Origin of the sequence: Streptomyces sp. 142MFCol3.1 (assembly GCF_000424945.1) — a bacterium.
GTDB lineage: Bacteria > Actinomycetota > Actinomycetes > Streptomycetales > Streptomycetaceae > Streptomyces > Streptomyces siamensis.
Map to the genome: position 1 here is coordinate 242,326 of NZ_AUKV01000010.1, position 26,120 is coordinate 268,445.

The following is a 26,120-nucleotide window of genomic DNA, read 5'->3' on the forward strand; positions in this document are numbered from 1 at the left end:
CCCGACTCCGGGCGGCGGCCGACGGCTGTCTGCGTGTGTGCGATGCGCTGCGCGGGCCCGTGGCGCTCTCTCCGGCGTGCCGGTCAGTGGGCCAGTTCCCCGATGTGCGGCACGACCCGGGTCAGCCTCACCACGCCCCACAGGATCAGCCCGACACCGACTGCCTCGGGCAGCAGCCACCAGCCGGTCCGGACGCTCTCCTCGAACAGGAAGACGCCCAGCAGCAGGCTGACCGTCGCGTCGCCGATGGTGAGGGCGGGCTGCGACGCGGCCAGGGGGCCCGCCTGCAAGGCGTTCTCCAGCAGCAGGATGGCGCCGACACCGGTCACCGCGAAGCCGTACGTCTGCCACGCACCGAGGAAGGCGTCGAAACCGTGGTCGGCGAGTGCCCCGGCGGACGATTTCAGCAGCGCGGCCGTCAGCGCGTTGCTGACGGCCGACGCCGAGCCGAGCACGGCGGCCCGGAACAACGGCGGCCGCCCCGGCCGGGCCAGTGCGATCGCGCAGCCGACGGCTCCGAGGCACACCACCAGCACCGGGACCCACCGCGTCATCGGCGCCTGGTGCGTCACACCCGACGGCGCGGCCGCGCCGAGGACCAGTCCGAGGCCCACGACCACTCCCGCGACGGCCCACCAGCCCGCGCGGGGCAGACGCCGGTGCAGCAACGGGATGGCGAAGAGCAGAGCGAAGGGCAGTTCCAGGATGAACAGGGGCTGCACGAGTGCCATTGGCCCGTTCACGAGAGCCAGCGCCTGGAAGGTCGCGGCCCCGATCACTCCCGCGATGCCGATCATCCAGGCGGGCTGCCGTGCCAGTGCGATCAGCAGGCGCAGACCGCCGCCGGTCGGGACGGTGGCTGCCGCCTTGCGCTGGAACGCCGTCCCCGCCGCGTTACTCGCGGCCCCCAGCAGAGCGAACAGCACAGCCAGCACAGTCACGCCTCCACCATGCCCTCCGGAACGGGCCCGGGCCTCCCGTCGCGGCCGGGACACACCCGCGCGGAGCAGCCCGGGGACCGCTCCGGAGCTCTAGAGCGCGGCGGCCTCCCCGTCGCCCTGCGCGAGCGTCTCCTCGCCCGGCGTGTCGGTGACCGTGTCGGCTGCTTCGGTCGTCGGCGTGTCGCTGAGCGAGGGCATTGGACCGGGGGGCGTGCTCGGCGAGGGCGGGCCGGAGGACGGTGACGTGGCCGCGATCGTGCTCGGCGCGGCCGCCGACGTTCCCCGGGCGTCCGGGTCCCCGTTCCCGCACGCCGTCAGCGCCGCGCACAGAATCCCCAAACTTATCGCCGCCACGAGCCGGGGCCGGACGGATCCGGGCAGCCCGGTGGCACCTGTCCTGACGGACATGACATCCCCTCCCCCACCTGAAGGCTCCCCCACGAGCCTCAGGAGGCAGGACGTTACGCTTCGCGTTCGTTCCGTCACGTGATACGCGGCCTTCGTTACCTTTTAGTGCCTGCGCCCGCACGTCTGTCCGGTCGTCGACGTCCGGGCCCGGCGGCGCGGGCCTCCGGTGCCGCCCTCAGCCGGCCGGGCGGTTCAGCCGGGCCCGCTCCTTGGCCGCGTGCACCGCGGCCGTGAGGCTCTCGATGTCGTACGCGCCATGGTGGCGGCGGCCGTTGACGAAGAACGTCGGCGTCCCCGAGACACCGCTCAGGTCGGCGGACTCGACGTCCTCGGCGACCCGCGCGGCGCCGGAGTGGAGGCGCAGGGCCTTGTGGAAGCGTTCGGTGTCGAGGCCCAATTGCTCGGCGTACCGGAGCAGATCGACCGCCCGCAGGGCGCCTTGGTGTTCGAGGAGCAGATCGTGCATCTCCCAGAACGCGCCCTGTTCGGCGGCGGCCTCCGCGGCCTCGGCGGCGAGTTCGGCGTGCGGGTGCACGTCGTCGAGGGGCAGGTGGCGAAAGACGTAGCGGACGTCTCCGTAGTCGGCAAGCAGTTCACGGATGACGGGCTCCGCGAGCCCGCAGTACGGGCATTCGAAGTCGGCGAACTCGACGACCGTCACGGGCGCGTCCAGGGGACCGCGGACGTGGTCGCGGTCGACGTCGACCGGCGGGACCAGGTCGACGATCGTCGCCCCGGTGCCGAGCAGGGCACGGCTGCGCGCCTGGCCCGGCAGGTGGCCGACGATCCAGGTGACCAGCCACGTCGTCGCGAAGGAGCAGACGACCGCGCTCAGTACGCCGATCTTGGCCTGGGTGAGGCGCTCTCCCGAGAAGGCGAGGGTCGCGATCAGCAGGGAGACGGTGAACCCGACCCCGGCGATGGCCCCTCCTGCCGTGGTCGCGCCCCAGCCGACCGGCGGGCGCAGGTTCCCGCGGCTGAACCGGGAGACGAGCCAGGAGGCACCGACGATGCCCACGGGCTTGCCCACCACGTAGCCGGCCAGGATGCCCAGGGTGATCGGTGACGTGTACGCCTCGGCGAGCCGGCCGCCGTCGACGGTGATCCCCGCGTTGGCCAGCGCGAACAGCGGAACGATCACGTAGCTGGTCCACGGGTGGTACATCCGCTGGAGCCGCTCGTTGGGCGAGATCGCCGAGGCGAGACCTAGTCGCACCGACCGTTCCAGCTCCGGCGTCGGCTGTTCACGGAACAGCCGGAACAGCCCGCTCGCCCGCTCCAGGTCGCTGCGGCTGGCCGGGTACGCGTAGGTCAGCAGCCCCATGGCCAGTCCGACGACGACCGGGTCGACGCCCGACTTCTCCAGGGCCACCCAGGTCGCGACGGCCAGCACCGCGTACACCGCGCCGCGCCGCACGTGCGCGGCCCGCACCGCGAGGATCACGACGAACAGGCCGAGGGCGGCCCACAGGGCCGGCTGGTCGATGGGGCCGCTGTAGGCGACGGCGATGACGACCAGCGCCACGAAGTCGTCGACGACCGCGACGGTGAGGATGAAGACCCGCAGGCCTGTGGGCAGGCGTCCGCCGAGGAGTGCCAGCATGCCGAGCGCGAAGGCCGTGTCGGTCGACATCGCCGCGCCCCAGCCCTGCGCGGAGGACTCGCCCATGTTGAGCGCGAGGTAGATCACGACCGGCACGAGCATGCCGGCCAGTCCGGCGATCACCGGCAGGGTGACCCGTCTGCGTTCGCGCAGCTCGCCCATGTCGAACTCGCGCCGCGCCTCCAGGCCGACGACGAAGAAGAACAGCGTCATCAGACCGCTGTTCACCCACTCGCGCAGATCGAGGGCCACCCCTCTCGCGCCGAGGTGGACGGACAGCTCCGTCCCCCAGAACGTCTCGTAGGCACCAGGAGCGAGGTTGGCCCAGGCCATCGCGGCGAGGGCGGCGGCGAGCAGGACGGCGGCGCTGCCCGTCTCCGTGCGCAGGAAGTCGCGCAGTGGTGTGTGCATGTCCGAGCCGCACTCGGTCCGCCCGGTCAGGTGGGGCGCCGTCGGCGGCATGCTCGTCTCCCGTTCCGCCCGCTCCGTGCCTGTCGCCGACTGGTTCGGCGTGGCCGGCGTCCGGGTCGGGACGCGGTCCGAGCGGCTTGATCGTACTTCGAGGTGAACCCTCGCCCATCGTGATCTGTTCCGGGCCGAGGCGCGCGGAGCCGCCGACAGCGCCGACACAGGCGGCGGCCCGGTGTGCGCCGAGCCTCGCGTGCTCTGCTCCTGACCACGAGCCTGCGTCGCGGCTCCGGGTGAGCGCCATCCTCGGCCACCGGCGTCCCGAGCATCGCCGAAGGCCGGTCCGGGCGGGCAACGGCACACACATCGCGACAACCGCCGCACATGTGCGTCAACCTCGATCACGACCAGACGGTCGGCTGCTCTTTTCCGTCATGTTCCGCAGCAGGCACACGAAAACTACACAGAGGCATCACTATGTGACGCGACGAAAGCGTCGACGGCCGGCGTCTGAGGGGGGCGACGGCGTCACGCAAGGGGGTGCGTCCGCTCCATGGGAGCAGTGATCGCCCCTGCCCGGGGAGGGAACTTCACCGCATGAAGCGGACCATTGGCTCGACCGCGCTCGGCGTGGGCGCACTCGTCGCCCCGCTCGGCCTACCGGCCGGGGCGGCGTACGCCGACACCACCGCGCCCCGCATCGACCCGCGGGTGCTGGTCGTGAGTGACGGCGGCGCGACCACCGACGCGATCGCGGCCGAACCGGACGCGGCCGCCGACGTCCCCGAGCAGGACGCGAGCAACAGCACTCCACGCCCACGGGTACCGGCCGCAGTGAACGAGCGGGTGCCCTACGCCGCGGACAACTGAACGGCGCACCGACCGAAGGTCCCGGCCGCGCACGGCGGCCGGGAAGGCCCGACCACCCCACACCTCGGCCGTGGAGCACATCGATGCACGTTCCCCACGCCGCGCGGCGCCCCAGCGCGACGCGCGTCACCCTGCTCACCGAAGGCACATACCCGCACAGTCACGGCGGCGTGAGCGTCTGGTGCGACCAACTCGTCGTCGGCATGCCCGACATGGACTTCGACGTCATCGCCGTCACCGGAACCGGACGTGAACCGATCGTCTGGGACGTGCCCGACCACGTCTCGCGCGTCGTCGGGGTCCCGATGTGGGGCCCGCCGCCCGAGGGCGGTCCGCCGCGCGGGCGCCGCCGCGACCGGCTGTCCGCCGCCTACGAGCAGTTCCTGACCGCACTGCTCGACCCTTGTGCCGAGGACCGGTTCGGCACCGGCCTGTACGAGATGGCGACCGCGGCTGCCGACGGGCAGCTGAGTCCCTTCCTGCGCGGCGACCGGGCCGTCGCGATCCTCGCCTCCGCGTGGAACCGCCCGGGGCTCGCCGTGCGCGAGGCCCGGCCGACCCTGCACGACGCCGTCACCGCCACCGCTCTGCTGGAGCACGCCCTGCGTCCGCTGGCCGCGCCGCTGCCCGAACACGGAGTGGCGCACGCCGTGAGCGGCGGCCTCGCCGTCCTGCCGGGGCTGGCCGCGCTCCGACAGCACGGCGTGCCACTGCTGTTGACGGAGCACGGGGTATATCTGCGGGAGCGCTACCTCGGCTACCGCACCGCTCCCTACCGCTGGCCGGTCAAGGCCCTCGTCCTGGGCTTCTTCCGGCTGCTCGCCGAGGAGACCTACCGGCGGGCCGCGCTGATCACGCCGGGCAACCGCTACAACCGGCTGTGGGAGGAACAGGGCGGCGCCGACCCGGCGTCCATCCGCACCGTCTACAACGGAGTGGACCCGAGCGCCTTCCCGCCGGCCGGTCCCGAACCGGAGGAACCCACGCTCAGCTGGGCGGGCCGGGTGGACCCGATCAAGGACCTGGAGACCCTCATCCGCGCGTTCGCGCTCGTCCGGGCCCGACTGCCCGCCGCACGGCTGCGGTTGTTCGGCGGCACACCGCGGGGCGGCGAGTCCTACCGTGAACGGTGTGAGGCCCTGGCCGCCGAGCTTGGGCACGCGGACGCGGTCACCTTCGAGGGACGCGTCGACGCCATCAAGGACGCGTACGCGGCGGGCAACGTCGTGATGCTGTCCAGCATCAGCGAGGGATTCCCGTTCACCCTGATCGAAGCCATGTCGTGCGGTCGGGCGACCGTCTCCACGGACGTGGGTGGCGTACGGGAGGCCGTGGGCGACACCGGACTCGTCGTCCCGCCGCGCGATCCCGCCGCCATGGCCGCGGCGGCGCTGGAACTGCTCGCCGATCCCGGGCGGCGCCGCACCATGGGCGAGGGGGCCCGGCTCCGGGTGGTCGAACAGTTCACCCTGCGCCGGACCGTCGACACCTTCCGCTCGATCTATCTGGAGCTGTCGGCACTCGGCGGCTTCACCCTGCGCGACCCGTGGGAGGCCGGCACCGCCGCCGACCTCGCTTCGACGGGCGAGCCGCGGGCCGCCCTGCCGAGGAGTCTGGCCGGATGAGCGGACCGATGGCCCTCGAACCCGGGGGCGCGGAGGGCGACATGCTGTCGCTGCGGCTCGCCGGCCACCGCGCACCGGCCGCGGCGGCGCCGGACCACCCGGAACCGGACGCGGTCGACCGGCTCGCCGCGGAGCTGGCCGACCGCATCGGCCCGGCCGTCCACCCCTACGAGGTGGCCGCGCTGCTGGAGTCGGAGGGCCTGACCGCCGAGGTGATCCAGGAGCGGTACCGGCACCCGAACCTGTTCTCCCTCGCCTCCGCGCTGTACGAGCGGGTGCCGCGCACCTTCCCCGAGCCCGCGACGCCACCGGACCCCTGGCGGCCGGACCATGTGCGCTGTGCCCTGCGCGGTGTGCTGTTCGCCCTGCCGGGACTCGCGTATCTGCTCACCGCCGGCCTGTGGCACGCCGCGCGCGACACCGACGTCCTGGTCGTGGCCGGGCTGGTGTCATGGGCCTGGGCCCAGGCGCTCGGGCACCGGGCGCACCTGCGGATGGGCGCGGGACGGCGCGAGGCGGGTCTCACCCTCCGGGCCGGCGCGCCGCTGGGCGCCGCCGTGGCGACGGCCTCGGGGGTCCTGTTCGCCGGTACGGGCACGGCGGCGGCCCTGGCCACCGCGCAGTCGGTATACCTCGCGGCGGCCGGGGTCCTGCTGGTGCTGGGCAGAGAACGGCTGCTGCTGGCCGCGCTCGCCCCGGTGGTCGCAGGATCGGTGGTGCTGCCCTGGTGGGAGCCGGGCACCGTGCTCCGTGTCGCCCCGCCGCTGCTGTCCGTGGTGGGCGCCGTCGGCGCGGCGGGCTGGGCAGTGCGGGCCACCCTGGCGGTCGCGCCCGCGCCGGGCGCCGTCCGGCCCCCGCTGCTGCCCTCCCTGCCGTACGGCTTGTTCGGCCTGGCCGCCGGAGTGCTGGTCCTGCTGGAGGGGCGGCAGCACCCGTACGCCGTGATCGTGCTGACGGTCAGCATGGGGCCGGCCGAGTGGCTGCTGTACCGGTACCGAGGGATGTCGGTCGCGGCGCTGCGGGCGACCGCGACCCCGCCCGCGTTCCTGTTCCGGTCCACCGGTGTGCTCGCTCTGTGCCTGTGCGCCTATCTGCTGCCGCTGCTGCCCGCCGCGCTGCTGACCGATGCCGAGCCGATACCCCTGCTGCTGCTCGCGGCGACGCTGTGGACCGCGCTGCTCCTCCAGGCCTTCGGGGCCGCATGGCCGCCCGCCGGGGTGTGCCTGGCCGCCGCGGCCGGTGCCACGGCGACAACCCTGTCGTACCCGCCGAAGGGCCCGGGACCGCTGTCGCTGTGCTGCGGCGCCGCCGTGCTGTGTCTCACGGCGTGCGTGCTGCGCCTGCTGGGGCGGCCCGCACCGCACTCCTGAAGCTCCCCGCCCCATCCGACTTCTCATCCCGTCCGCTGTGTCGCACGGGTCGCGCCCGGCATCCCGCCGGGACGACCGGACACGACCGCGGCCGTCGCGGGACGCCCGCGACACCGTCGCCAGACGCGGACACCGCCTGCGCAAACCGACCGGAAGGACCAAGAGTTGACCACCGCACCGCTCGCCGCCGTCACCGGAGCCGAAGGCTTCATCGGTTCCCATCTCACCGAGGCACTGGTCGCCTCCGGGTGCCGGGTGAGGGCCATGGCGCAGTACAACTCCTTCTCCTCCTACGGCTGGCTGGACACGCTGGACCCCGGCGTCCTCGACCTGGTCGAGATCGTCCTCGGCGATGTCCGCGACCCCGGCTCGGTCCGGGATCTGGTCGAAGACGCCGACTGCGTCTACCACTTGGCCGCCCTCATCGCCATCCCGTACTCCTACCGGGCACCGCACAGCTATGTGGACACCAACGTCACCGGAACGCTCAACGTGCTCGAGGCGGTGCGCGCGCTGGGCACGCCCCGGCTGGTGCACACCTCCACCAGCGAGACCTACGGCACCGCCCGGAGCGTGCCGATCACCGAGGACCACCCCATCAACACCCAGTCCCCGTACGCGGCTTCGAAGGCGGGCGGGGACCGGCTGGCCGACAGCTACCACGCGAGCTTCGGCACCCCCGTGGTCACGCTGCGGCCGTTCAACACGTTCGGCCCGCGCCAGTCCATGCGGGCCGTCATCCCCAGCGTCATCGGCCAGGTCGCGGCGGGCGAACGCACCCTCACCCTCGGCGATCTGCGCCCGACCCGCGACTTCACCTACGTCAAGGACACCGCGCGGGCGTTCCTCGCGGTGGGCACCGCGCCCGCCGACCGGGTCGTCGGCAGGACCTTCAACGCCGGTACCGGCGGCGAAATCTCGGTCGGCGACCTGGTCGCGCTGATCGGCAAGGTGATGGACACCGCCCTCGACGTACGGGAGGACTCCCAGCGCATCCGGCCGGCCGACTCCGAGGTGATGCGGCTGGTCGCCGACGCGACCCGGCTCACCGCGGCCACCGGCTGGAGTCCGGCCCACGACCTCGAACAAGGCCTCGCCCACACCGTGGAGTTCTTCCGCGACCCGGCCAACCTCGCCCGCTACAAGACCGGCATCTACAACATCTGAGCGACCGGTACGTCCACGAAGGAGGAGTCCCATGCACGCAGTGATCCTGGCGGGAGGCAAGGGCGTCCGGCTGCGGCCCTACACCACCGCACTGCCCAAGCCGCTCGTGCCCATCGGCGATCAGCACGCCATCCTGGAGATCGTGCTGCGCCAGCTCGCCACGTCCGGTTTCACCGGCTGCACCATCGCCATCGGCCACCTGGGCGAGATCATCCGCGCCTACGTCGGTGACGGCTCCCAGTGGGGCATGGCCGTCGACTACGCCACCGAGGAGAGCCCGCTCGGCACGATGGGCCCGCTGCTCACCATGCGCGAGCGTCTGCCGGAGTCGTTCCTCGTGATGAACGGCGACGTGCTCACCGACCTCGACTACGCCGCCGTCCTGAAGCGGCACCGCGCCTCCGGTGCGCCGCTGACGATCGCCACGTACGCGCGCAAGGTACTCATCGACTTCGGGGTCCTGACCACCGACGCGAGCAAGGTCGTCGCCTTCACGGAGAAGCCGAGCATGGACTATCGCGTCTCCATGGGCGTGTACGGGCTGTCGCGGTCGACGCTCGACGGCTACACCCCGGGACTGCCGCTCGGCTTCGACGAGCTGGTGCTCGATCTGCTCCGGATCCAGAACCCCCCGCACGCCTACGAGTTCGAAGGCTACTGGCTCGACATCGGCCGCCCCGACGACTACGACCGGGCCAACGCCGAGTTCACCACCCGCAAGTCACTGCTGCTCAAGGGAGCCTGACCACCGTATGCGCATTCTCGTCCTGGGCCTCACCGGCTATCTGGGCGGTCACGTCGCCGACCACCTGCGCGCCCTTCCGGGCGTGCGGGTGCTCGGCGGCGGCCGATCGGCCGCCGCCGAGATCGGCATCGACCTCGCCACCGACCGCAGGGACCAGGTGGCGAAGGCCCTCGCGTCGGCGGCACCCGACGCGGTGATCAACTGCGCGGGAGCGACCGGCGGCGACGCCGTGACGCTGGCCGAGGTCAACTCCCGAGGCCCCGCCGTGCTGTGCGCGGCCCTGCGTGACGCCGCTCCCACCGCACGCCTCGTCCATCTCGGCTCGGCCGCCGAGTACGGTCCCGGCACCCGGGACGTCGATGTCGCGGAGTCGGCCGCCACCCGCCCCGTCACGCCGTACGGGGCCACCAAGCTCGCCGGAACCGTCACGGTGACCGCTTGCGGTCTCGACGCGGTGGTCCTTCGCGTGGGCAACCCGGTGGGACCCGGCGCCCCGCCCGCGGGACTGCCCGGCCGGATCGCCGGGCTGCTGCGCGAGGCCGGCGGGGACCCGGACGCGGTGATCCGGCTGGGTGACCTGTCCGCCCACCGCGACTTCGTGGACGTACGGGACGTGGCGCGAGCGGCGGCCGCGGCCGCGACGGCGCCCGCTCCGCTGCCCCGCGTGCTCAACATCGGCGGCGGGCGGGCCGTTCCGGTGCGCGACCTGGTGCGGACGCTGGCCCTGATCGCCGGGTTCCGGGGGCGCATCGAGGAGAAGGGCGGCGGGTCCGTGCGCTCCGGGGACGTGTCGTGGCAGTGCTCCGACATCACCTCCGCCGCCCACGCCCTCGACTGGCGCCCGTCGTACTCGCTGGACGAGTCGCTGTCCGCGCTGTGGGCCGCGGTCACGGAACCTGCCGGCCGGGAGCGGGAGGGCGACCGCACATCATGAGCCTGCTGATCCCGCTGTACGTGCATCCGGGCGAGGACCCGGCCGCCTGGCACCGTCTGATCACCATGGCGGACCGGACGTACGCGGTGGTCCTCAACCCCGCAGACGGCCCGGGTCCGAGCCCCGACCCGGCGTTCACCGCGGCGGCCGGCGCACTGCGGGACTCGGGGGCCCGGCTGCTCGGCTACGTGGACACCGACTACGGCGCCAGGGACCCGGACGAGGTCGCGGAGGACGTCACCCGGCATCGGGAGTGGTTCGCGACGGACGGCTGCTTCCTCGACCGGGTGCCGTCGGGCCGGGCCGAACTGTCCACCGTCAGAAGGCTGGTACGGACGGTGCGCCGGCTCGGTGCGGCTCCCGTCGTCCTCAATCCGGGCGTCCACCCGGCACCGGGGTACGCGCGCCTCGCGGATCTGGTCGTCACGTTCGAGGGCCACTGGTCGACGTACGTCTCGGCGTTCAGCAGACCGGAGTGGACCTCGCGCCATCCGGCCGAGCGCTTCTGTCATCTCGTGTACGGCGTGCCCGAGGCCCTCGTGCCGCTCTCCGTCCGTACCGCCCGGGAGCGGGGCGCGGCGGTCTGCGGACCGGTCACGGGCGAACTGCCCAATCCCTGGTCCCGGTTGACGCCCGCGCTGGACCAGCCGCAGAGCTGAGGTCCGCGCTTCGGGTGACCGCCCGGAGGGGACGGCCGTGTCGCCGGGGTGCGAGCCCGGGCGACACGGCAGCGACTCGCGGCCGGGGTCCAAAGGCGGCTCCGCTGCACGCCAACGCCAACGGCCGGCACCGCCGGTCGGCCCGGCGACGCGGCAGCGCTCTCGGCCCGAGCCCGAAGAGGCCCGAGCGATGTGGCAACTCGCTTGGGTCGGACCGGGAGAAGTCAGAAGTACGCGGCTTTTACCCGCACCTGATGGCATGCTCCGGTCAAATCTGCGACGCTTCCGGCAGTCGTCGCCCCGACTGTGGGGCGACGCGGAAGAGCTCCCCAGCAATCACGCAACCGTCAGGCACAAGCCCCTGACCGCCCGCGGCACACCCACGCCGTCCGGGCGGCACCGAGCAGGCCGCGATCCCGGCCGCCTCAAAGGAGTTTCGCGTGAGACCAACCCCCCGCAAGGCCATCGCCGCAAGCGCACTCGCCGTCACGGCACTGGCCGCCCTGTCGCTCCCCGGCACACCGGCGGTCGCCGCGCCACCCGCAGCCCCCGTGGCCGCCGACTGCACCCCGACGCAGGTGGTCGCCAACGGCGGCTTCGAGAACGGCACTTCACCCTGGAGCCAGTCGTCGACCAGGCTGATCACCAACCGCGCCGGCCAGACCGCCCACAGCGGCACCAGCTTCGCGTGGCTCGGCGGCGTGGGCAGCACCCACACCGACACGCTCTCGCAGAGCGTCACCGTCCCGTCCGGCTGCAGCAGCGCCACCCTCACCTTCTGGCTGCACATCGACACCGCCGAGACGACGTCGTCCATCGCGTACGACAAGCTGACGGCGAAGATCGGCAGCACCACGCTGGCGACCTATTCGAACCTCGACAGGAACACCGGTTACGCGCAGAAGTCGTTCGACGTGTCGGCGTTCGCCGGCCAGACCGTGACCCTCGTCTTCACCGGCACCGAGGACTCCAGCCTCCAGTCCAGCTTCGTCGTCGACGACGTCGCGCTCGACACCTCGGGCGGAACGACCCCGCCGGCCGACTCCACCCGCACGCCGGCCGCCCCCTCGTACACCGTCAGCCTGAGCAGCGACACGAGCGGCACGGTCTGGTCGGGCCACGAGAGCGCCACCTTCACCAACGCCTCCTCCACCCCGCTGAGCGAGGTCTATCTGAGGCTGTGGGACAACTATCACGGCACCTGCTCGGCCATGCCGATCAAGGTCAGCAACGTCACGGGCGCCACCATGGGGGCCCTGTCGGTCGGCTGCACCGCCCTGGAGATGGACCTGCCCGCCCCGCTGGCGCAGGGCCAGAGCGCCACGATCGGCTTCGACCTGGGCATTACCGTCCCCAGTGGTGCCGACCGGTTCGGCCACGACGGCGCGTTCAGCTTCATCGGCAACGCCCTGCCCGTCCTCGCCGTCAAGGACGGGGCCGGCTGGCATCTGGACCCGTACACGAACAACGGCGAGTCGTTCTACTCCCTGGCCGCCGACTTCAAGGTGACCCTCGACCACCCGAGCACGCTGCTGGTCCCGGCGACCGGCACCTCGGTCGACACCCCCGGCTCCAGCGGACGCACGGTCACCACGGCCACCGCCTCCAAGGTGCGTGACTTCGCCTGGGCCGCGGGCCCCTTCAGCAAGATCTCCGGCACCTCCACCGCCGGCACCCGCGTCAACGTCTACTCCGTCTCGGCCATCAGCTCCACCGACGCGCAGTCGATGCTCACCACGGCCAAGTCCGCGGTGGACGCCCACGCCTCGCGATTCGGCGCCTACCCCTACGGCGAGCTGGACGCGGTGATCGACAACAACTACTGGTTCGGCGGCATGGAGTACCCGGGCTTCGTCCTCGACCTGGTCAGCACCACGGCGCTGACCCATGAGATCGGCCACCAGTGGTGGTACGGGATCGTCGGCGACGACGAGTACACCAGTCCCTGGCTCGACGAGGCGTTCACCGACTACGCCACCGATCTGGCCCTGAACAAGACCGGCACGAACTGCTGGAACAGCGTCTCCTGGGCCTCCTCGACGGAGAAGATCACCAACTCGATGGCGTACTGGGACGCCCACTCGTCCCGCTACTCCACCGTCGTCTACGGGTACGGGAAGTGCGCCCTGCACGATCTGCGGCGCCTCATCGGCGACACGGCCATGACCAAGCTGCTGAAGGACTACGCCACCGCGCACTGGTACGGCGTATCGACCACGGCCGAGTTCAAGGCGGCCGCCCAGGCGGCCGCCGGCACGGACCTGACCTCCTTCTGGAGCACGCACCGCATCGACGGCTGACACCGCACCGGCTCGCCGCGGTGAGCGCCCCAGGCGCCGGCCGCGGCGAGCCCACGCCGCGCGGCCTGCCGCGTGCCGTCACGGATCTGTGCCGTTCCTGCTCACGACGCGCCTCCGCGCGATCACCCGGGCAGGCCCTGCGTCCACGGCCCCGTTCACCCGTCTGCGAGCCGACCGGAATGCGCGCCCCGGCCGAATGGTGGAGCGTGGTGGATGAGGAGGAGCGCTATGGCCGGGAGGGCCGGGTCGGGGCGGCGGGACGGCGGGAAGCGGGGCTGGCTGCGCGGCTCGCCTCCTCCGCGCTGGGTGCGGGCGCTGCCGCCGGGCCTGCTGGTGGCGACCTGCGCGATCGAGCTCGGGATCGCCCATCCGCTCGACATCGGCTTTCTGCTCGGCGTCATCCCGACCATGGCCGTGCTCTCCTACGGCCCCCTGGCCACGGCTCTGTTCGGAGTCGCCGTCGTACTGCTGCTGAACGTCCCCGCCCTGGGGCTGAACCGAGCGGGCAACACCGACCTGCTGACCATCACCTTCATCGCCGTGCTCAGCGTGTTCGTGTCCCTGGTGCGCAGCCGCCGGGACGCGCAACTGGTCACGGTGCGCAGCGTCGCGGAAGCCGCCCAGCTCGCCGTCCTGCCGCCGCTCGCCGAGCGGGTCGGCACTGTGCGCTGCTCCGGTCTGTACCGAGCGGCGCAGAGCGAGACGCTGGTCGGCGGCGACTTCTTCGACGTGCGGGAGGGGCCCTTCGGTGTGCGGGCCCTGATGGGCGACGTGCAGGGGCACGGGCTGTCGGCCGTGGGCACCGTCGCCTCGCTTCTCGGGGCGTTCCGGGAGACCGTGCTCGACCAGCGGGACCTCAAGGCCACCGCCGCGCGCCTCGAACGCAGACTGGTGGTGGACTCGGCGGGCGAACACCCCGCCGAGATGTTCGCCACCGCTCTGCTCCTGGACTTCCCGCCGGGGACCGACACGGTCCGGCTGGTGTCCTGCGGGCATCCGTACCCCCTGCTGCTGCGCGGCACGAAGGCGTTCGAGCTCGAACTCGAAACGGGGGCGCCGCTCGGGGCGGGGCTGTTCGACATCGCTCCGCCGATGACCCGCACCGTCCGTCTGGAGCCGGGTGACCGGCTGTTCCTCGCGTCCGACGGCGTGTCCGAGAGCCGGGACAGCAACGGGGCCTTCTACCCCCTGGCCGAGCGGCTGACCGCGCTCGCCGAACAGTCGCCGGTCTCACTGGTCGACAGCGTCTGGGAGGACCTCACCCGGTTCTGTCCCTCGATCCGCGACGACGTCACCATGCTGCTTCTGACACCGGGCGAGGAGGAGCAGAACCGTACCGACTAGTACCCGGGGTCAGGACGCGGCGGTCGCCGCGATGTCCAGGGCCGCGATGTAGCCGAACGTCATCGCGGGACCGATCGTCGAGCCCGCGCCCGCGTAGCTGTGCCCCATGACCGCCGCACTGGCGTTCCCCGCCGCGTAGAGGCCGCGGATCACCGAGCCGTCCGGGCGCAGCACGCGCGCCCGGGCGTCCGTGCGCAGTCCGCCCTTGGTGCCCAGGTCGCCCGGGACGATCCGGAAGGCGTGGAAGGGGGCGAGCCAGAGGGGAGCCAGACAGGAGTCGGGGAGGATCGCCGGGTCCGTGTAGTAGTGGTCGTAGACGCTGTCGCCGCGGTGGAAATCGGGGTCCCGCCCGCTCAGGGCGAGGCCGTTGAAGCGGCTGACCGTGGCGCGCAGGGCCGCCGCGGGCACGTGTATGGCCGCGGCGAGGGCGTCGAGCGTCCAGGCCTTGTACGCGGCGCCCGAGGTGTACCAGGCGTCGGGGAACGCGAAGGCCGGCGCGACGTCCTTGAACAGGTACCGGTTGCGGTAGTTCTGGTCGACGATCAGCCAGGCCGGGATGTCGGGCGCGGTCGCGTTCCGTTCGTACATGGTGTGCACGACGTCGCTGTAGGGGGCGGCCTCGTTCACGAAGCGGGCACCGGCCGCGTCGACCAGCAGGCCGCCGGGGAGGGTGCGCTCGGCGAGGCAGAAGTAGGGCTGGCCGGGCAGCGGGATCGTCGGCCCCCACCAGGCGTCGTCCATCAGGTCGAGCGCCGCGCCCGCCCGCTCCCCCGCCCGGATGCCGTCGCCGGTGTTCTCCTTGGCGCCGACCGTCCACTCGGTACCGATGGGCTGTTGCTGGTACCGGGCACGCATGGCCGCGTTGTGCTCGAAGCCGCCGGAACCGACGATCACCCCGCGCCCGGCGCGGACCAGACCTGGAGTGCCGTTCCGGGTGACCACCGCGCCGGTGACGGCGCCGCCCTCCGTGTACAGGTCGGTGAGCGGGCTGTTCAGCCATACCGGGACCTGCGCGGAGAGCAGACCGGCGCGCAGGCCCGCCGCCAGCGACTGGCCCATCGTCAGGGGTTTCTGGCCGAGGAGGGCCGCCTTGGTGCCGCGGGCCAGGCATTCGGCGGCCACCGCCGCGCCCTTCGCGCTCACGGCGGCGAGGGTGAGCCACTTGTAGTCCGCGCTGAAGACGACCATGCCGGCCGGGACCGGCATGTACGGCGGGTTCAGGTGCGCGAGTTCGGCGCCCAGGACGGTGCCGTCGAGCTGGTCCGGCTCCATCGACCGGCCGCGGGGCAGTCCGCCGGGGAGCTCCGGGTAGTAGTCGCTGTACCCGTCCATCCAGCGGAAGCGGAGCGGACTGTTCGCCATGACGAAGGAGATCATGGCGGGTCCGTGGTCCAGGAAGGCCTGCCGGCGCTCGGCGGACACCTCGTGACCCACCACGGCCGCCAGGTAGGCGGCGGCCTTCTCGGGGGTGTCGGGGACTCCGGCGGCGAGGACGACCGGGTTGTTCGGGATCCAGATGCCCGCTCCGGACCGTGCCGCCGAGCCGCCGAAGGTGGGGGCCTTCTCCACGACCACGCAGCTGAGCCCCTGCCGGGCGGCTGTCAGCGCGGCGGTCATGCCCGCCGCCCCGGAGCCGATCACCACGACGTCGAAGGTGCCGAGCAGGGGGAGGTCGGCCGCCGCGGCGGTGCCCGGCAGGCTCGCCGCGAGCGCGAGCCCGGCACCCGTCGCGGCGCCGAGCACATGGCGTCGCGAGGGCCCGGGTGCCGGGGAGGGTGCGGTGGCACGTCTGACGGGTTCCGCGCTCGGGGACATGGCAGGGCACTCCAGCAAGGCGAGGGAACGTGGGGGCGTGCGGGTGCTCCGGGAGGCGGCGGGGCGCCTGCCGTCACGTTTTCTGATGCGGAGTCAGAAATGTCGCGCGAGGGTCTTGTGAAGTCAAGAGGCGCGGTCACCGGCCCTTAACGCCTCAAGATCGGACACAAGTTACCAATCGGTATGTAGTGACTTGACAAGCAAGTGACAGTAGAACGTGTTCCCACTCATCGAGAGTGAGGAGCGTCACATGGGTGACACTGTCCAGTACAACAACGAATCCAGAGGTGTTTCGCGGCGAAGATTCATTGCTGGAACTGGTTCTATTCTTGGAGCGATTACACTCGCGGGACACGCCGCGGCGGCGCCGCAGAGGTCGCTCACCGCCGCCGGTCCGATCCCCTCGGGAGCCCACGTCCCCGTCCTGGTGATCGGCACCGGATACGGCGGATCCGTCACGGCACTGCGCCTCGCCCAGGCCGGTGTCGACGTACAGATGGTCGAGATGGGCATGGCCTGGGACACCCCGGGCCCGGACGGCAAGATCTTCGCCAACACGACCAGCCCGGACTACCGGTCCTTCTGGCTGCGGACCAGGACGAAGCAGCCCATCAGCAACTTCCTCGGCTTCCCGATCGACAAGAACGTGCCCCGCTACACCGGGATCCTGGACGCCGAGGAGATGGGCGGCATCATCGTCTACCAGGGCCGCGGTGTCGGCGGCGGCTCGCTCGTCAACGGCGGTATGGCCGTCACCCCCAAGCGGGAGAACTTCGGCGCCGTGCTCCCCTCGGTGAACGCCGACGAGATGTACGCGACGTACTACCCGCGCGCCAACGCCGGTCTCGGCGTGGGCACCGTCGACCCGACGTGGTTCGACAGCGCGGACTGCTACCAGTACGCGCGGGTCGGCCGTAAGCAGGCGCAGCGCTCCGGCTTCCCGTTCGTCTTCGTGCCCGACGTGTACGACTGGGACTACATGGAACAGGAGGCTGCCGGAACCGTCCCCAAGTCGGCCCTGGCCGGCGAGATCCTGTACGGCAACAACTACGGCAAGAAGTCGCTGCAGAAGACCTACCTCGCCCAGGCCGCGGCCACCGGGCGGGTCACGGTCTCACCGCTGCACAAGGTCACCTCGGTCTCCCCGGCGTCCGGCGGCGGCTACACGGTCCTGATCGACCAGATCGACACCACCGGGGGCACCACGGCCACCAAGACCGTGACCGCGGACCGGGTGTTCTTCGCCGCCGGCAGCGTCGGCACGAGCAAGCTGCTGGTCAAGCTGAAGGCCACCGGCGCACTGCCCGGTCTGAACGACCAGATCGGCAAGGGCTGGGGCGACAACGGCAACGTCATGTGCGGTCGCGCCAACCACCTCTGGGACCCGACCGGCGCACTCCAGGCCAGCATTCCGTGCGGCGGCATCGACAACTGGACCGCAGGGGGCGCGTTCGCCGAGGTCGCACCGCTGCCCACCGGCATCGAGACCTTCGCGTCGTTCTACCTGTCCATCACCAAGAACCCGAACCGCGCGGAGTTCTCCTGGAACGCCGGCACGGGCACCGTCGGCCTGAACTGGCAGACCGCCTGGAAGCAGCCGTCCATCGACATGGCCAAGTCGATCTTCGACAAGATCAACGCGAAGGAGGGGACGATCTACCGCACCGATCTCTTCGGCACGTACAAGATCTGGGGCGACCACCTCACGTACCACCCGCTGGGCGGCGCGGTCCTGAACAAGGCCACCGACAACCACGGCCGTCTGCACGGCCATCCGGGCCTGTACGTCGTCGACGGCGCGCTCATCCCGGGCAACACCAGCGTCAACCCCTTCGTCACCATCACGGCGCTCGCCGAACGCAACATCGAGAAGATCATCGCCACCGACCTGTAGCGGTGACCGGGCCGACCGAGCGGCCCGGACCCGTCAGTGGGTGGGCAGCACGCACACGGCGTCCAGGCCCAGCACATGGTTGAGCCGGCCGAACGCCAGCCAGGAGCCGATGCTCATGCTCAGCTCCACGATCTCGTGCTGGCTGTAATGCGCGGTCATCCGAGTCCAGAACTCGTCGTCCAGACCGTGGTGATCCAGTGCGTACCGCTCGGCGTACTCCGCGGCCAGCCGGGTGCGGTCGTCGAAGGCGTCGGTGGTACGCCACTGGGTCACCGCGTCGGCGAACTCCTCCTCGACCTTCTGCCCGTCCCGCTCGGTGCGCCAGTCGAGACAGAACAGACACCCGTTGATCTGCGCGATGCGCAGCCGCGCCGCCTCGAACTCGCGCAGCCCCAGGGTCGTGTGCTCGTACACCGACAGCGAGAAGTTCGCGGCGGCCATACCGATGCCGGGGACCATCTCGGCCCACACGTAGCCGATCGGTTCCTGGCCCTCGGGAATGTCGATGTGCATGGTCGTGGTCACTTCCTTCCGAGTCGGCCGACTGCGGGACGCAGCGGGACGTCGAGCGCGTCGTAGAGTCCGGGTTCCGCGTCCACCAGCCAGTCGATGGCTCCCACCAGCCGTCCGACGGCGGTGGCATTGCCGCCGGCCGAGCGGTTCTCGCCCTCGTCGGTGGCCTCGACGGTCACCTGGATGCGCGGCCGGCCCTCGATGATCACGCGATGGGCGCCGTCGCCGTCGGGCGGCATCGGCCAGTCCGGTGCGCAGGACGGATGGATGCGGGTCACATGCTCGATCACGATCCTCGGTTCGCCCCCGACGATGCCCCGCACCTCGAACCGCACCGCACCCTGGGTGCCCGCCTCGAACTCGCCCATCGTCCGGGTGCGCACGGTGTCGGTGAGCGCACGCCGGTCCGTGGTCTCCCGGATCTCGTCGAGTTCGACGCCGAGCGCCCGGGCCATCAGCCGGATCTGCCCGCCCCACACCATGGTGGGAACGGACGGCGCGAGCATCAGCGGCTCGTAGTCCATCGGGTGCCCCATGCCGATGAGCTGACGGACCGAATACTCCTGGTCGTACGTCGAGTAGTCGAAGATCTCCTGGCAGCGGACGGCGTCCACCGTGGTGCCGAGTCCGCTGATCAGCAGGGGCAGGACGTCGTTGCCCCACCCGGGATCGACGCCGGAGACGAAGAGGGAGCCGCCGCCCTCGGCGACGGCGGCGAGCATCGGGTCCCTGAACTCCGGCGGGGCGTTGCGCTGGTCGTAGAGCGGATAGAGAGCCGGGGTGACGACCACGGCACCGGCGCGGATCGCCCTGCCGATGTCGGCGAGGGCTTCGTCGGGACGGATGTCGCCGGTCGCCGCGTACACCACGGCCCCCGGTGAGCCGGCCAGGACGGCGTCGACGTCATCGGTCGCCGCGACCCCCAGACCGTGGTCGAGCCCGGCGAGTCCGCCCGCGTCGCGGCCGACCTTGCCGGGGTTGTGGACGAGCACCGCGGCGAGTTTCAGAGCCGGGTGCGCCTCGACGGCGCGGATGGCCGCGCGGCCGACATTTCCGGTACCCCACACCACCGTGGAAATCATGCGCGGAGGGTAGCCAGAGGACCTCGAGGTTCATAGAGCCGTGAGCGGTGAAATGTCCCGGGCCGTGCGCCGCCGGCGCGTCCGGGCCGTGCGCCGGTCGTCCTGGCGGGTCGGCGGCGGATCTAAGCTCGGTGTATGGCCAAGTACTTCGACGTGCACCCGGAGAACCCGCAACGGCGCATCATCGGCCAGGTGGCCGAGATCGTCCGTTCCGGAGGGCTCATCGTCTACCCGACGGACTCCTGCTTCGCGCTCGGGTGCCAGCTGGGCAACCGGGAGGGGATCGACCGCATCCGCTCGATCCGCCGGCTCGACGAGCGTCACCACTTCACCCTGATGTGCCAGGACTTCGCGCAACTGGGCCACTTCGTACGCCTCGACAACACCACGTTCCGCACCATCAAGGCGGCGACGCCGGGCAGTTACACGTTCATCCTCCCGGCGACGAAGGAGGCGCCGCGCCGGATGCTGCACCCGAGGAAGCGGACGGTCGGGGTCAGGATTCCCGACCATGTCGTCGCCCAGGCGATTCTCGCCGAGCTCGGCGAGCCGCTGCTGTCGAGCACCCTGCTCCTGCCGGACGAGGAGAAGCCCCTCACCCAGGGCTGGGAGATCAAGGAGGAGCTCGACCACGTGGTGGACGCGGTCATCGATTCCGGGGACTGCGGCACCGAACCGACGACCGTCATCGACTTCTCCGGCGGGGAGCCGGAGATCGTCCGCCTGGGTGCGGGGGACGCCTCCCGCTTCGAGTGAGCCCCGGAGCACGCGAGTGACGCCTTCCCTGCCTCCACTCCCCCGGCCTGCATGACGAGGCCGCGGCGTGGGCCGTCCTCATGGAGGACCCACGCCGCGGCGGACGCGCGGTGGTTCAGGCGGTGCCGGTCAGCTGGTCGTCAGGGCGGTGTCGTCGACGACGAAGCTGGTCTGCAGGGAGGAGTCCTCGACGCCGCTGAACTTCAGCGTGACGGTGGAGCCGGCGAGCGAGGACAGGTCGAAGGTCTTCAGGGTGTACCCCGAGGCCTTGTTGAGGTTGGAGTAGGTCGCCAGCGTCTTCGACCCGGCAGTGACCGTCAGCTTGTCGTACTGGGTGCTGGTCGTGGTCTCCGCGGAGTCGATGTGCAGGTAGAAGGTGAGCGTCGCCTTGCAGCCGCTCGGAATGGTCACCGACTGGGACAGCGTGTCGGTGTTGGTGGTGCCGTAGCCGTCCAGCCAGGCCTTGTAGGAACCGCCGTGCGCCGCCTGGCTGCTGGAGTTGGTGATGACGCCGCTGGTCGCGGTCCAGGTGATGTTGCCGGACTCGAAGCCGGGGTTGCCGAGCAGCTGCGTCGAGGTGCATGTGCCGCCGGAGGAGCTGACGGTCCAGGTGAAGGACGCGGTGCCGGTGGCGCCCGTGCTGTCGGTCACCGTGACGGTCGTACTGTACGTGCCCGCCGTGGTCGGGGTGCCGGAGATCACGCCGGTGGAGCTGTTGATGGAGAGCCCCGTGGGCAGACCGGACGCGGCGTACGACAGTGCGCCGCTGTTGGTGCTGCTGGCCGAGATCTGCAGGCTCACCGCGGTTGCGACGGTGGAGGACTGGCTGCCCGGGTTGGTGACCGTCACGCCCGAGGACGGCGGTGTGATGTGGCTGCCGACGTTGATGCCCGCGAAGGCGTTGCCCACACCGGCGTACTGGGTGGAGTTGGTGCCGTAGAGCGCGGCGGCGGCGTTGAGCGCCGCGGTGCGGGCGCCGGCGTAGTCGGTGCTGGACGTCATGTACGTCGTCAGCGCCTTGTACCAGATCTGCAGCGCCGCGGCCCGGCCGATGCCCGTGACGGCGACACCGTCGGACGTCGGCGAATTGTAGGTGACGCCGTTGATGACCTTGGTGCCACTGCCCTCGGAGAGCAGGTAGAACATGTGGTTCGCCGGGCCCGAGGAGTAGTGCACGTCGAGGTTGCCGACACCGGAGTACCAGCTGTCGGCGGAGCCGCCGTCCTTGCTGGGCTTGTCCATGTAGCGCAGCGGGGTGCCGTCGCCGTTGATGTCGATCTTCTCGCCGATGAGGTAGTCACCGACGTCGCTGCTGTTGTTGGCGTAGAACTCCACGCCGGTGCCGAAGATGTCGGAGGTCGCCTCGTTCAGGCCGCCGGACTCGCCGGAGTACTCCAGGCCCGCGGTGTTGGAGGTGACACCGTGGCTCATCTCGTGGCCGGCCACGTCCAGCGAGGTGAGGGCGTGGGTGCCGCCCGATCCGTCGCCGTAGGTCATGCAGAAGCAGTCGTCGTCCCAGAAGGCGTTCACGTACGCCGTGCTGTAGTGGACACGCGAGTAGGCCGCGACCCCGTCGTTCTTGATGCCGCTGCGGCCGAAGGTGTTCTTGTAGAAGTCCCAGGTCTCCTGGGCTCCGTAGGCGGCGTCCGCGGCGGCCGTCTGGTCCGTGCTGGAGCTGGACGCGGTGCCGGTGCCCCACACGTCGTCGGCGTCCGTGAACAGCGTTCCGGTGCCCGAGGTGCCGTGCTTGAGGTTGTACGTCTTGTGCCCGCCGCGCGTGCCGTCGGTCAGCTGGTACGTGGACCCGGACAGCGTGGTGTTCAGGGTCACCGTGCCGCTGTACTGCGTGTTGCCGGTGCCGGTCTGGACGCCCTCGTAGCGGTGGAGCTCCTTGCCGGTCGTGGCGTCGGTGACGACGTGCAGTCGGCTCGGTGTGCCGTCGTCCTGGAAGCCGCTGACGACGGTCTCCCAGGCGAGCCGCGGGGTGCCGGTGCCGGCCCAGATCACCTTGCGGGCGCTGTCGGCGGCGGGCTTGTGCGCGTCGAGGGCCTGGGCGGCCTTCAGCGCCTTGCCCGTGGCGGCCGACTTGGTGACCTTCGCCGTGGTGGAGGCGACCTTGATGGCGCGCTTGTTGTTGAAGGTGGTGCTCACCGTGCCGGAGGCCAGGGAGGCGGGCGGGGTGTGGACGACGAGGTCGCCGCCCAGCACCGGCAGGCCGGCGTAGGTGCGTTCGTAGCGGGTGTGGAGGGTGCCGTCCTTGTCCTTGACGACGTCCTTGACGACCAGTTTCTCCTTGGCGCCGAGGCCGAGGGAGTCGGCGGTCGCCGCGCTCCGCTGCGTTGCGTTCTTCAGCAACGCGGTGTGCTGGGCCGGGGTGAGTGCGGCCTCCAGTCCCCCGGTGCGCAGGGGGCTGGCGTGGGGGGCGGGCTTGGCGGCTGCCGGGACCGTCTGTATGCCGACGGCCAGGAAAGCGGCGGTGGCCACCAGGGCTCCGGCCGCGGTCGCCTGACGGGGGATACGTCTCACTCGTACTCCTACTGCTTCGGCCGCGTAGGGGCGGCCGCTGACAGACCGGGCAGACGGGGTTGTGCTGTCCGGACGAGCTGAGCTGGGGCGTGCGGGAACGCGACCGTGGGCAGACCGGGTGAGGCCTGCACGACAGGTGGGGGAAGGATTGCACCGTTGACCGATGCATGACATGACCTCGCGGTCGATCGAGGGACGATCGAGGGTTATCCCTACGCCCCGCCCTCAGGGACCCTCGTTCCGCCGTCGGCCGGCGGGGCAGGACGCCCGCGCGATGGCCGACAATCGGCACATGGACGTCCTCGAACTGCTCGAATCCGCCGCATTGTTGGTGCCCGAGGACCGGGCGTCCGGGAACGACGTCACGGTGAGCGACGTATGGGAGTACCTCGCGGCCGACGATTGGGAGCTCGCCGTCGGTCTGCTGGAGGAGCTGACGGACACCGGTCCTCTTCCTGTGCCGTTCTGGGAATCGCTCGCCGCTGCCGCGGAGGGGCTGCGGCTGGAGCGGAGCGCCGCATGGTGCCACTGGCGGTGCTCCGAGCTCCGCAACGGCGTGGTGCTGGCCGATCTGACGCTGCGTCCGGCCGCGGAGGGGCCACGCACCACGCCCGTCCCCGGCGCGGGCGTACTCCGCCCGATGTGGGACCTCGGGGAGCGGACCGCCGACGGCGAGCCGGCGGTTCGCATCGCCGGGATGTGGGTGGAGCGCACCGCCCTCCTGGAGCCGGGCGGACAGGGCCGGGTCCGGCTCGTGCCGCTGGTGCCGTCAGGCTGGCGGCACGTCGAGCCGGGTCAGGAGATCACGATGTACGAGACCCGGGCCGCGGCCGGGACCGCGGTCGTCGTGGACGTCCGTCCCCCTGCCGGGGAGGGTGGCTGACCCGCGGGGGCGACTCCGTAAGGCGGACGGCGCATCGGCGCGCGGCGCCACGGGGCGATTCCCCCACAGCGGACAGAGCTTCGACGCGCAGCCTCACCGAGGACGACCCCCCACAGCGGACGGCGCATCGGCGCCCGGCCCTGTCGAGGGTGACTTACCACGACAGACAGAGCTTCGGCGCGCAGGCCCCCGGACGGCGACAGCGCGCGGCGCGCGGCCCCTCGCTGCCCGGCGCACCCCCTGGCGCGGCGTCCGCCGGCACGGACGCCCCCGGGCGCGGGAAGCCGCCTGGAAGCGCGCGGCTCCCCCGCCGTACCCCGCCAGGATAACGGCCGGCCCGCCCCCGGCACCTCGACCTCGACGGCCAGCACCTGGCCGCTTCCGGGCGTGACCATCTCGGATGCCGTCATCCCCCGCCATTCCGCGGCCACGACGAACAGGGTCGTACCTTCCGGTCCGCCCAGCGCGCAGGCGAAACCGCCGCGATCGAGGTCGACGCGGTCCAGCACCTTGCCGCCCTCCGCGACGCGCACGCAGCAGCGGTTCGGCACGTCGGCGTACCAGACCGCCCGCTGCGCGTCGACGCAGACGCCGTCCGGAGTGCCGTCGCCGAGGTCGGCCCAGACGCGCCGGCCGGACAACCCGCCGTCCGGGGCGATGTCGAAGGCCAGCAGGCAGTGCCGGTACGAGTCCGCGACGACGAGCGTGGCGTCGTCGGGCATCACCGCCATCCCGTTGGGGAAGGCGATGTCGTCGGCGACCCTGCGCACCGAGCCGTCCGGGGTGACAGCCGAGACCCAGCCCGGCCTGAAGTCCTCCCCCGCCATCGGGGCGAAGTCCGCACGGTTCACGTAGGCGGTGCCGCGCCCGTCGATCACGATGTCGTTCCAGCCGGACCTGCCCAGTTCCGCGTACGTGGTCAGCGAACCGTCGGCCTCGCGACGCAGCAGCCGCCCGTCCGGCGAGGAGACGATCACCATCCGGCCGTCGGGATGCCAGGCGGTGCACAACGGCAGCGACGCCACACGGGCGAACACCTCGGCATGCCCGGCCAGGCCGACGGAGACCACCTCCCCCGCCGTCCAGTCGGAGAAGTACAGCCGGTCGCCGTGCCAGCGCGGCGATTCGAGAAGTCCTCGCCCGTCGAGCAGTGTCCGTACCTCGCGCATCCTCACCACAGCCCTCGTCCGGCACCGGCACGGCGCCGGCGTCTCACCCTCTGGACGAACGCGCACCGGCGGAATCGACAGGTTCCCGCCGCACGGCGCCGGCCGGCACAAATCCGGTCGCCAGTGGAACCGCCGCTGCCTAGCATGACCGGATGCCCGAACTCGAACGCCTCCGCCCCGAACACGCCCCGGCTCTCCTGGAGTTCGAGCGGGAGAACAGGGAGTACTTCGCCGCGTCGATCCCAGACCGCGGCGACGACTACTTCGCCCGCTTCGACGCACGCCACGCCGAGCTGCTCGCCGATCAGGCGGCGGGCCTGGACATCTTCCACCTGATCGTGGGAGACGGCGGCGAGGTCCTGGGGCGGGTCAACCTGGTCGACGTGGCGGACGGTTCGGCCGAACTCGGATACCGCATCGCCGAGCGCGCGGCCGGACGGGGCCTGGCGACCGCCGCGGTGCACGCGGTCTGCTCCCTGGCCGTCGCGGAGTACGGTCTGCGCGAGCTGCGGGCCAGGACCACCGTCGACAACACCGGTTCACGGACCGTCCTCGCCCGTACGGGGTTCGTGTCCGTCGGCGACGTCGAGTTGAGCGGTCGCCCCGGGATTCGTTACGTGCGAAAGCTTCGGGACGCCGACTCCCCGGCGTCCGGCACGTTCAGGGAATCGGTTCGGCGGACGGGTTGAGCGGCGACTGATAGGCGCCGCTCGCCAGCATGCGCACCTCACCCGCCGGGGTGATCTCGGCACGGAGTATGCCGGTGGGATCGGTGTACACCGGGTGGCCACCCGGTCCGAGACTCTCGGTCCGCTCGACGACCACCTCGTCGGTCAATACGCCGGCACCGCCCGATCCCGGATGGGTGAAGGACAGCCGGAAACGGTCCGGGTTCTTCATGACGACCTCCCGCGCTCGAGCCACAAATGCGGGCAAAAAGTTCCTTCTCCATCATGCGGCCAGATGCTCGCGAAGGCAGCCCCGCCATGCCTGCATCGGCAGTTCCGCCCCTGCGGCGGAGGGCCGGGCCCGTTGCGCGGACCGGCATCCGCGGCCTCTCACGCTGTGTGACGCCTCTCGCCTCCGGGCGCCGGGCAGTGTAGACATA

General features: G+C 71.5%; 21 protein-coding genes. 13 read left to right on the forward strand and 8 right to left on the reverse strand.

The annotated features are described in order from the left end of the window. Positions 1–83: 83 nt before the first annotated feature. Together H305_RS0116960 and nhaA are read right to left on the reverse strand one after the other, a co-directional pair. Positions 84–941 (reverse strand): DMT family transporter, encoded by an 858-nt coding sequence (locus H305_RS0116960; protein ID WP_028801418.1) that lies wholly within the window; start codon positions 939–941, stop codon positions 84–86. Between the two features lie 583 nt (positions 942–1,524). Beyond that, entirely contained in the window at positions 1,525–3,414 is a 1,890-nt protein-coding gene (gene nhaA, locus H305_RS0116970) for a Na+/H+ antiporter NhaA (protein ID WP_028801419.1), read from the reverse strand. A gap of 543 nt (positions 3,415–3,957) precedes the next feature. On the opposite strand from nhaA, the gene H305_RS0116975 reads away from it, so the two are divergent. From H305_RS0116975 to H305_RS0117015, 9 genes are all read left to right on the forward strand, one after another. Next, on the forward strand, positions 3,958–4,230 hold the full coding sequence (locus H305_RS0116975; protein WP_028801420.1) for a hypothetical protein: 273 nt from the start codon (positions 3,958–3,960) through the stop codon (positions 4,228–4,230). An 83-nt stretch (positions 4,231–4,313) separates the two neighbouring features. Continuing rightward, positions 4,314–5,855 carry a GT4 family glycosyltransferase PelF gene (gene pelF, locus H305_RS46255; RefSeq protein ID WP_063611340.1) on the forward strand — a complete coding sequence of 514 codons (1,542 nt, stop codon included), beginning with the start codon at positions 4,314–4,316 and terminating at the stop codon, positions 5,853–5,855. Continuing rightward, the gene (locus H305_RS0116985; RefSeq protein ID WP_028801421.1) at positions 5,852–7,225 is read left to right on the forward strand and encodes a hypothetical protein; all 1,374 of its coding nucleotides are present in this window, start codon (positions 5,852–5,854) and stop codon (positions 7,223–7,225) included. The genes pelF and H305_RS0116985 overlap by 4 nt, the downstream gene beginning before the upstream one ends. 165 nt (positions 7,226–7,390) lie before the next feature. After that, positions 7,391–8,392 carry a GDP-mannose 4,6-dehydratase gene (locus H305_RS0116990; RefSeq protein WP_028801422.1) on the forward strand — a complete coding sequence of 334 codons (1,002 nt, stop codon included), beginning with the start codon at positions 7,391–7,393 and terminating at the stop codon, positions 8,390–8,392. Positions 8,393–8,423: 31 nt separating this feature from the next. Beyond that, positions 8,424–9,137, forward strand: coding sequence for a nucleotidyltransferase family protein (locus tag H305_RS0116995; RefSeq protein ID WP_028801423.1), 714 nt, complete (start codon positions 8,424–8,426; stop codon positions 9,135–9,137). Between the two features lie 7 nt (positions 9,138–9,144). Further along, positions 9,145–10,071, forward strand: coding sequence for an NAD-dependent epimerase/dehydratase family protein (locus H305_RS0117000; protein WP_028801424.1), 927 nt, complete (start codon positions 9,145–9,147; stop codon positions 10,069–10,071). After that, the gene (locus H305_RS0117005) at positions 10,068–10,730 is read left to right on the forward strand and encodes a spherulation-specific family 4 protein (protein ID WP_028801425.1); all 663 of its coding nucleotides are present in this window, start codon (positions 10,068–10,070) and stop codon (positions 10,728–10,730) included. The genes H305_RS0117000 and H305_RS0117005 overlap by 4 nt, the downstream gene beginning before the upstream one ends. A 440-nt stretch (positions 10,731–11,170) precedes the next feature. Then, positions 11,171–13,030, forward strand: coding sequence for a M1 family aminopeptidase (locus tag H305_RS0117010; RefSeq protein WP_028801426.1), 1,860 nt, complete (start codon positions 11,171–11,173; stop codon positions 13,028–13,030). 228 nt (positions 13,031–13,258) lie between these two features. Next, positions 13,259–14,374, forward strand: coding sequence for a PP2C family protein-serine/threonine phosphatase (locus H305_RS0117015; RefSeq protein WP_028801427.1), 1,116 nt, complete (start codon positions 13,259–13,261; stop codon positions 14,372–14,374). Between the two features lie 9 nt (positions 14,375–14,383). Here H305_RS0117015 and kstD read toward each other — a convergent pair whose 3' ends face one another. Further along, positions 14,384–16,189: a 3-oxosteroid 1-dehydrogenase gene (gene kstD / locus H305_RS0117020; RefSeq protein WP_051370660.1), complete on the reverse strand. Its 1,806-nt coding sequence runs from the start codon at positions 16,187–16,189 to the stop codon at positions 14,384–14,386. A gap of 250 nt (positions 16,190–16,439) precedes the next feature. On the opposite strand from kstD, the gene H305_RS0117025 reads away from it, so the two are divergent. Continuing rightward, on the forward strand, positions 16,440–18,083 hold the full coding sequence (locus H305_RS0117025; RefSeq protein WP_028801429.1) for a GMC oxidoreductase: 1,644 nt from the start codon (positions 16,440–16,442) through the stop codon (positions 18,081–18,083). Positions 18,084–18,116: 33 nt separating this feature from the next. On the opposite strand, the gene H305_RS0117030 is transcribed toward H305_RS0117025, so the two are convergent. Both H305_RS0117030 and H305_RS0117035 read right to left on the reverse strand, forming a co-directional pair. After that, the gene (locus H305_RS0117030; RefSeq protein ID WP_028801430.1) at positions 18,117–18,596 is read right to left on the reverse strand and encodes a carboxymuconolactone decarboxylase family protein; all 480 of its coding nucleotides are present in this window, start codon (positions 18,594–18,596) and stop codon (positions 18,117–18,119) included. Positions 18,597–18,604: 8 nt separating this feature from the next. Next, positions 18,605–19,678 (reverse strand): dihydrodipicolinate reductase, encoded by a 1,074-nt coding sequence (locus H305_RS0117035; protein ID WP_028801431.1) that lies wholly within the window; start codon positions 19,676–19,678, stop codon positions 18,605–18,607. A gap of 135 nt (positions 19,679–19,813) precedes the next feature. Here H305_RS0117035 and H305_RS0117040 point away from each other — a divergent pair, with 135 nt between their 5' ends. After that, positions 19,814–20,434 (forward strand): L-threonylcarbamoyladenylate synthase, encoded by a 621-nt coding sequence (locus H305_RS0117040; RefSeq protein ID WP_028801432.1) that lies wholly within the window; start codon positions 19,814–19,816, stop codon positions 20,432–20,434. 129 nt (positions 20,435–20,563) lie between these two features. Here the strand turns inward: H305_RS0117040 and H305_RS0117045 are convergent, their stop codons facing one another. Continuing rightward, positions 20,564–22,960, reverse strand: coding sequence for a M4 family metallopeptidase (locus H305_RS0117045; RefSeq protein ID WP_028801433.1), 2,397 nt, complete (start codon positions 22,958–22,960; stop codon positions 20,564–20,566). Positions 22,961–23,234: 274 nt separating this feature from the next. Here H305_RS0117045 and H305_RS0117050 point away from each other — a divergent pair, with 274 nt between their 5' ends. Then, on the forward strand, positions 23,235–23,843 hold the full coding sequence (locus tag H305_RS0117050; RefSeq protein ID WP_028801434.1) for a hypothetical protein: 609 nt from the start codon (positions 23,235–23,237) through the stop codon (positions 23,841–23,843). Here H305_RS0117050 and H305_RS46260 read toward each other — a convergent pair. Next, on the reverse strand, positions 23,756–25,012 hold the full coding sequence (locus H305_RS46260) for an SMP-30/gluconolactonase/LRE family protein (RefSeq protein WP_107440041.1): 1,257 nt from the start codon (positions 25,010–25,012) through the stop codon (positions 23,756–23,758). The genes H305_RS0117050 and H305_RS46260 overlap by 88 nt on opposite strands. Positions 25,013–25,164: 152 nt before the next feature. Between H305_RS46260 and H305_RS46265 the strand changes: the two genes are divergently transcribed. Beyond that, on the forward strand, positions 25,165–25,701 hold the full coding sequence (locus tag H305_RS46265) for a GNAT family N-acetyltransferase (protein WP_051370664.1): 537 nt from the start codon (positions 25,165–25,167) through the stop codon (positions 25,699–25,701). Here H305_RS46265 and H305_RS0117065 read toward each other — a convergent pair. Then, on the reverse strand, positions 25,673–25,912 hold the full coding sequence (locus tag H305_RS0117065; protein WP_028801435.1) for a DUF6296 family protein: 240 nt from the start codon (positions 25,910–25,912) through the stop codon (positions 25,673–25,675). The two genes, H305_RS46265 and H305_RS0117065, sit on opposite strands and share 29 nt — an antisense overlap. Positions 25,913–26,120: the final 208 nt, after the last annotated feature.

What these genes read in the sequence shown, in the direction of transcription:
- nhaA (WP_028801419.1), bottom strand. Translation starts at nt 3,414, where the DNA reads ATGCCGCCGACGGCGCCCCACCTGACCGGGCGGACCGAGTGCGGCTCG.
- H305_RS0116975 (WP_028801420.1), top strand. Translation starts at nt 3,958, where the DNA reads ATGAAGCGGACCATTGGCTCGACCGCGCTCGGCGTGGGCGCACTCGTC.
- pelF (WP_063611340.1), top strand. Translation starts at nt 4,314, where the DNA reads ATGCACGTTCCCCACGCCGCGCGGCGCCCCAGCGCGACGCGCGTCACC.
- H305_RS0116985 (WP_028801421.1), top strand. Translation starts at nt 5,852, where the DNA reads ATGAGCGGACCGATGGCCCTCGAACCCGGGGGCGCGGAGGGCGACATG.
- H305_RS0116995 (WP_028801423.1), top strand. Translation starts at nt 8,424, where the DNA reads ATGCACGCAGTGATCCTGGCGGGAGGCAAGGGCGTCCGGCTGCGGCCC.
- H305_RS0117000 (WP_028801424.1), top strand. Translation starts at nt 9,145, where the DNA reads ATGCGCATTCTCGTCCTGGGCCTCACCGGCTATCTGGGCGGTCACGTC.
- H305_RS0117005 (WP_028801425.1), top strand. Translation starts at nt 10,068, where the DNA reads ATGAGCCTGCTGATCCCGCTGTACGTGCATCCGGGCGAGGACCCGGCC.
- H305_RS0117015 (WP_028801427.1), top strand. Translation starts at nt 13,259, where the DNA reads ATGGCCGGGAGGGCCGGGTCGGGGCGGCGGGACGGCGGGAAGCGGGGC.
- kstD (WP_051370660.1), bottom strand. Translation starts at nt 16,189, where the DNA reads ATGTCCCCGAGCGCGGAACCCGTCAGACGTGCCACCGCACCCTCCCCG.
- H305_RS0117025 (WP_028801429.1), top strand. Translation starts at nt 16,440, where the DNA reads ATGGGTGACACTGTCCAGTACAACAACGAATCCAGAGGTGTTTCGCGG.
- H305_RS0117030 (WP_028801430.1), bottom strand. Translation starts at nt 18,596, where the DNA reads ATGCACATCGACATTCCCGAGGGCCAGGAACCGATCGGCTACGTGTGG.
- H305_RS0117035 (WP_028801431.1), bottom strand. Translation starts at nt 19,678, where the DNA reads ATGATTTCCACGGTGGTGTGGGGTACCGGAAATGTCGGCCGCGCGGCC.
- H305_RS0117040 (WP_028801432.1), top strand. Translation starts at nt 19,814, where the DNA reads ATGGCCAAGTACTTCGACGTGCACCCGGAGAACCCGCAACGGCGCATC.
- H305_RS0117050 (WP_028801434.1), top strand. Translation starts at nt 23,235, where the DNA reads ATGGCCGACAATCGGCACATGGACGTCCTCGAACTGCTCGAATCCGCC.
- H305_RS46260 (WP_107440041.1), bottom strand. Translation starts at nt 25,012, where the DNA reads ATGCGCGAGGTACGGACACTGCTCGACGGGCGAGGACTTCTCGAATCG.
- H305_RS46265 (WP_051370664.1), top strand. Translation starts at nt 25,165, where the DNA reads ATGCCCGAACTCGAACGCCTCCGCCCCGAACACGCCCCGGCTCTCCTG.
- H305_RS0117065 (WP_028801435.1), bottom strand. Translation starts at nt 25,912, where the DNA reads ATGAAGAACCCGGACCGTTTCCGGCTGTCCTTCACCCATCCGGGATCG.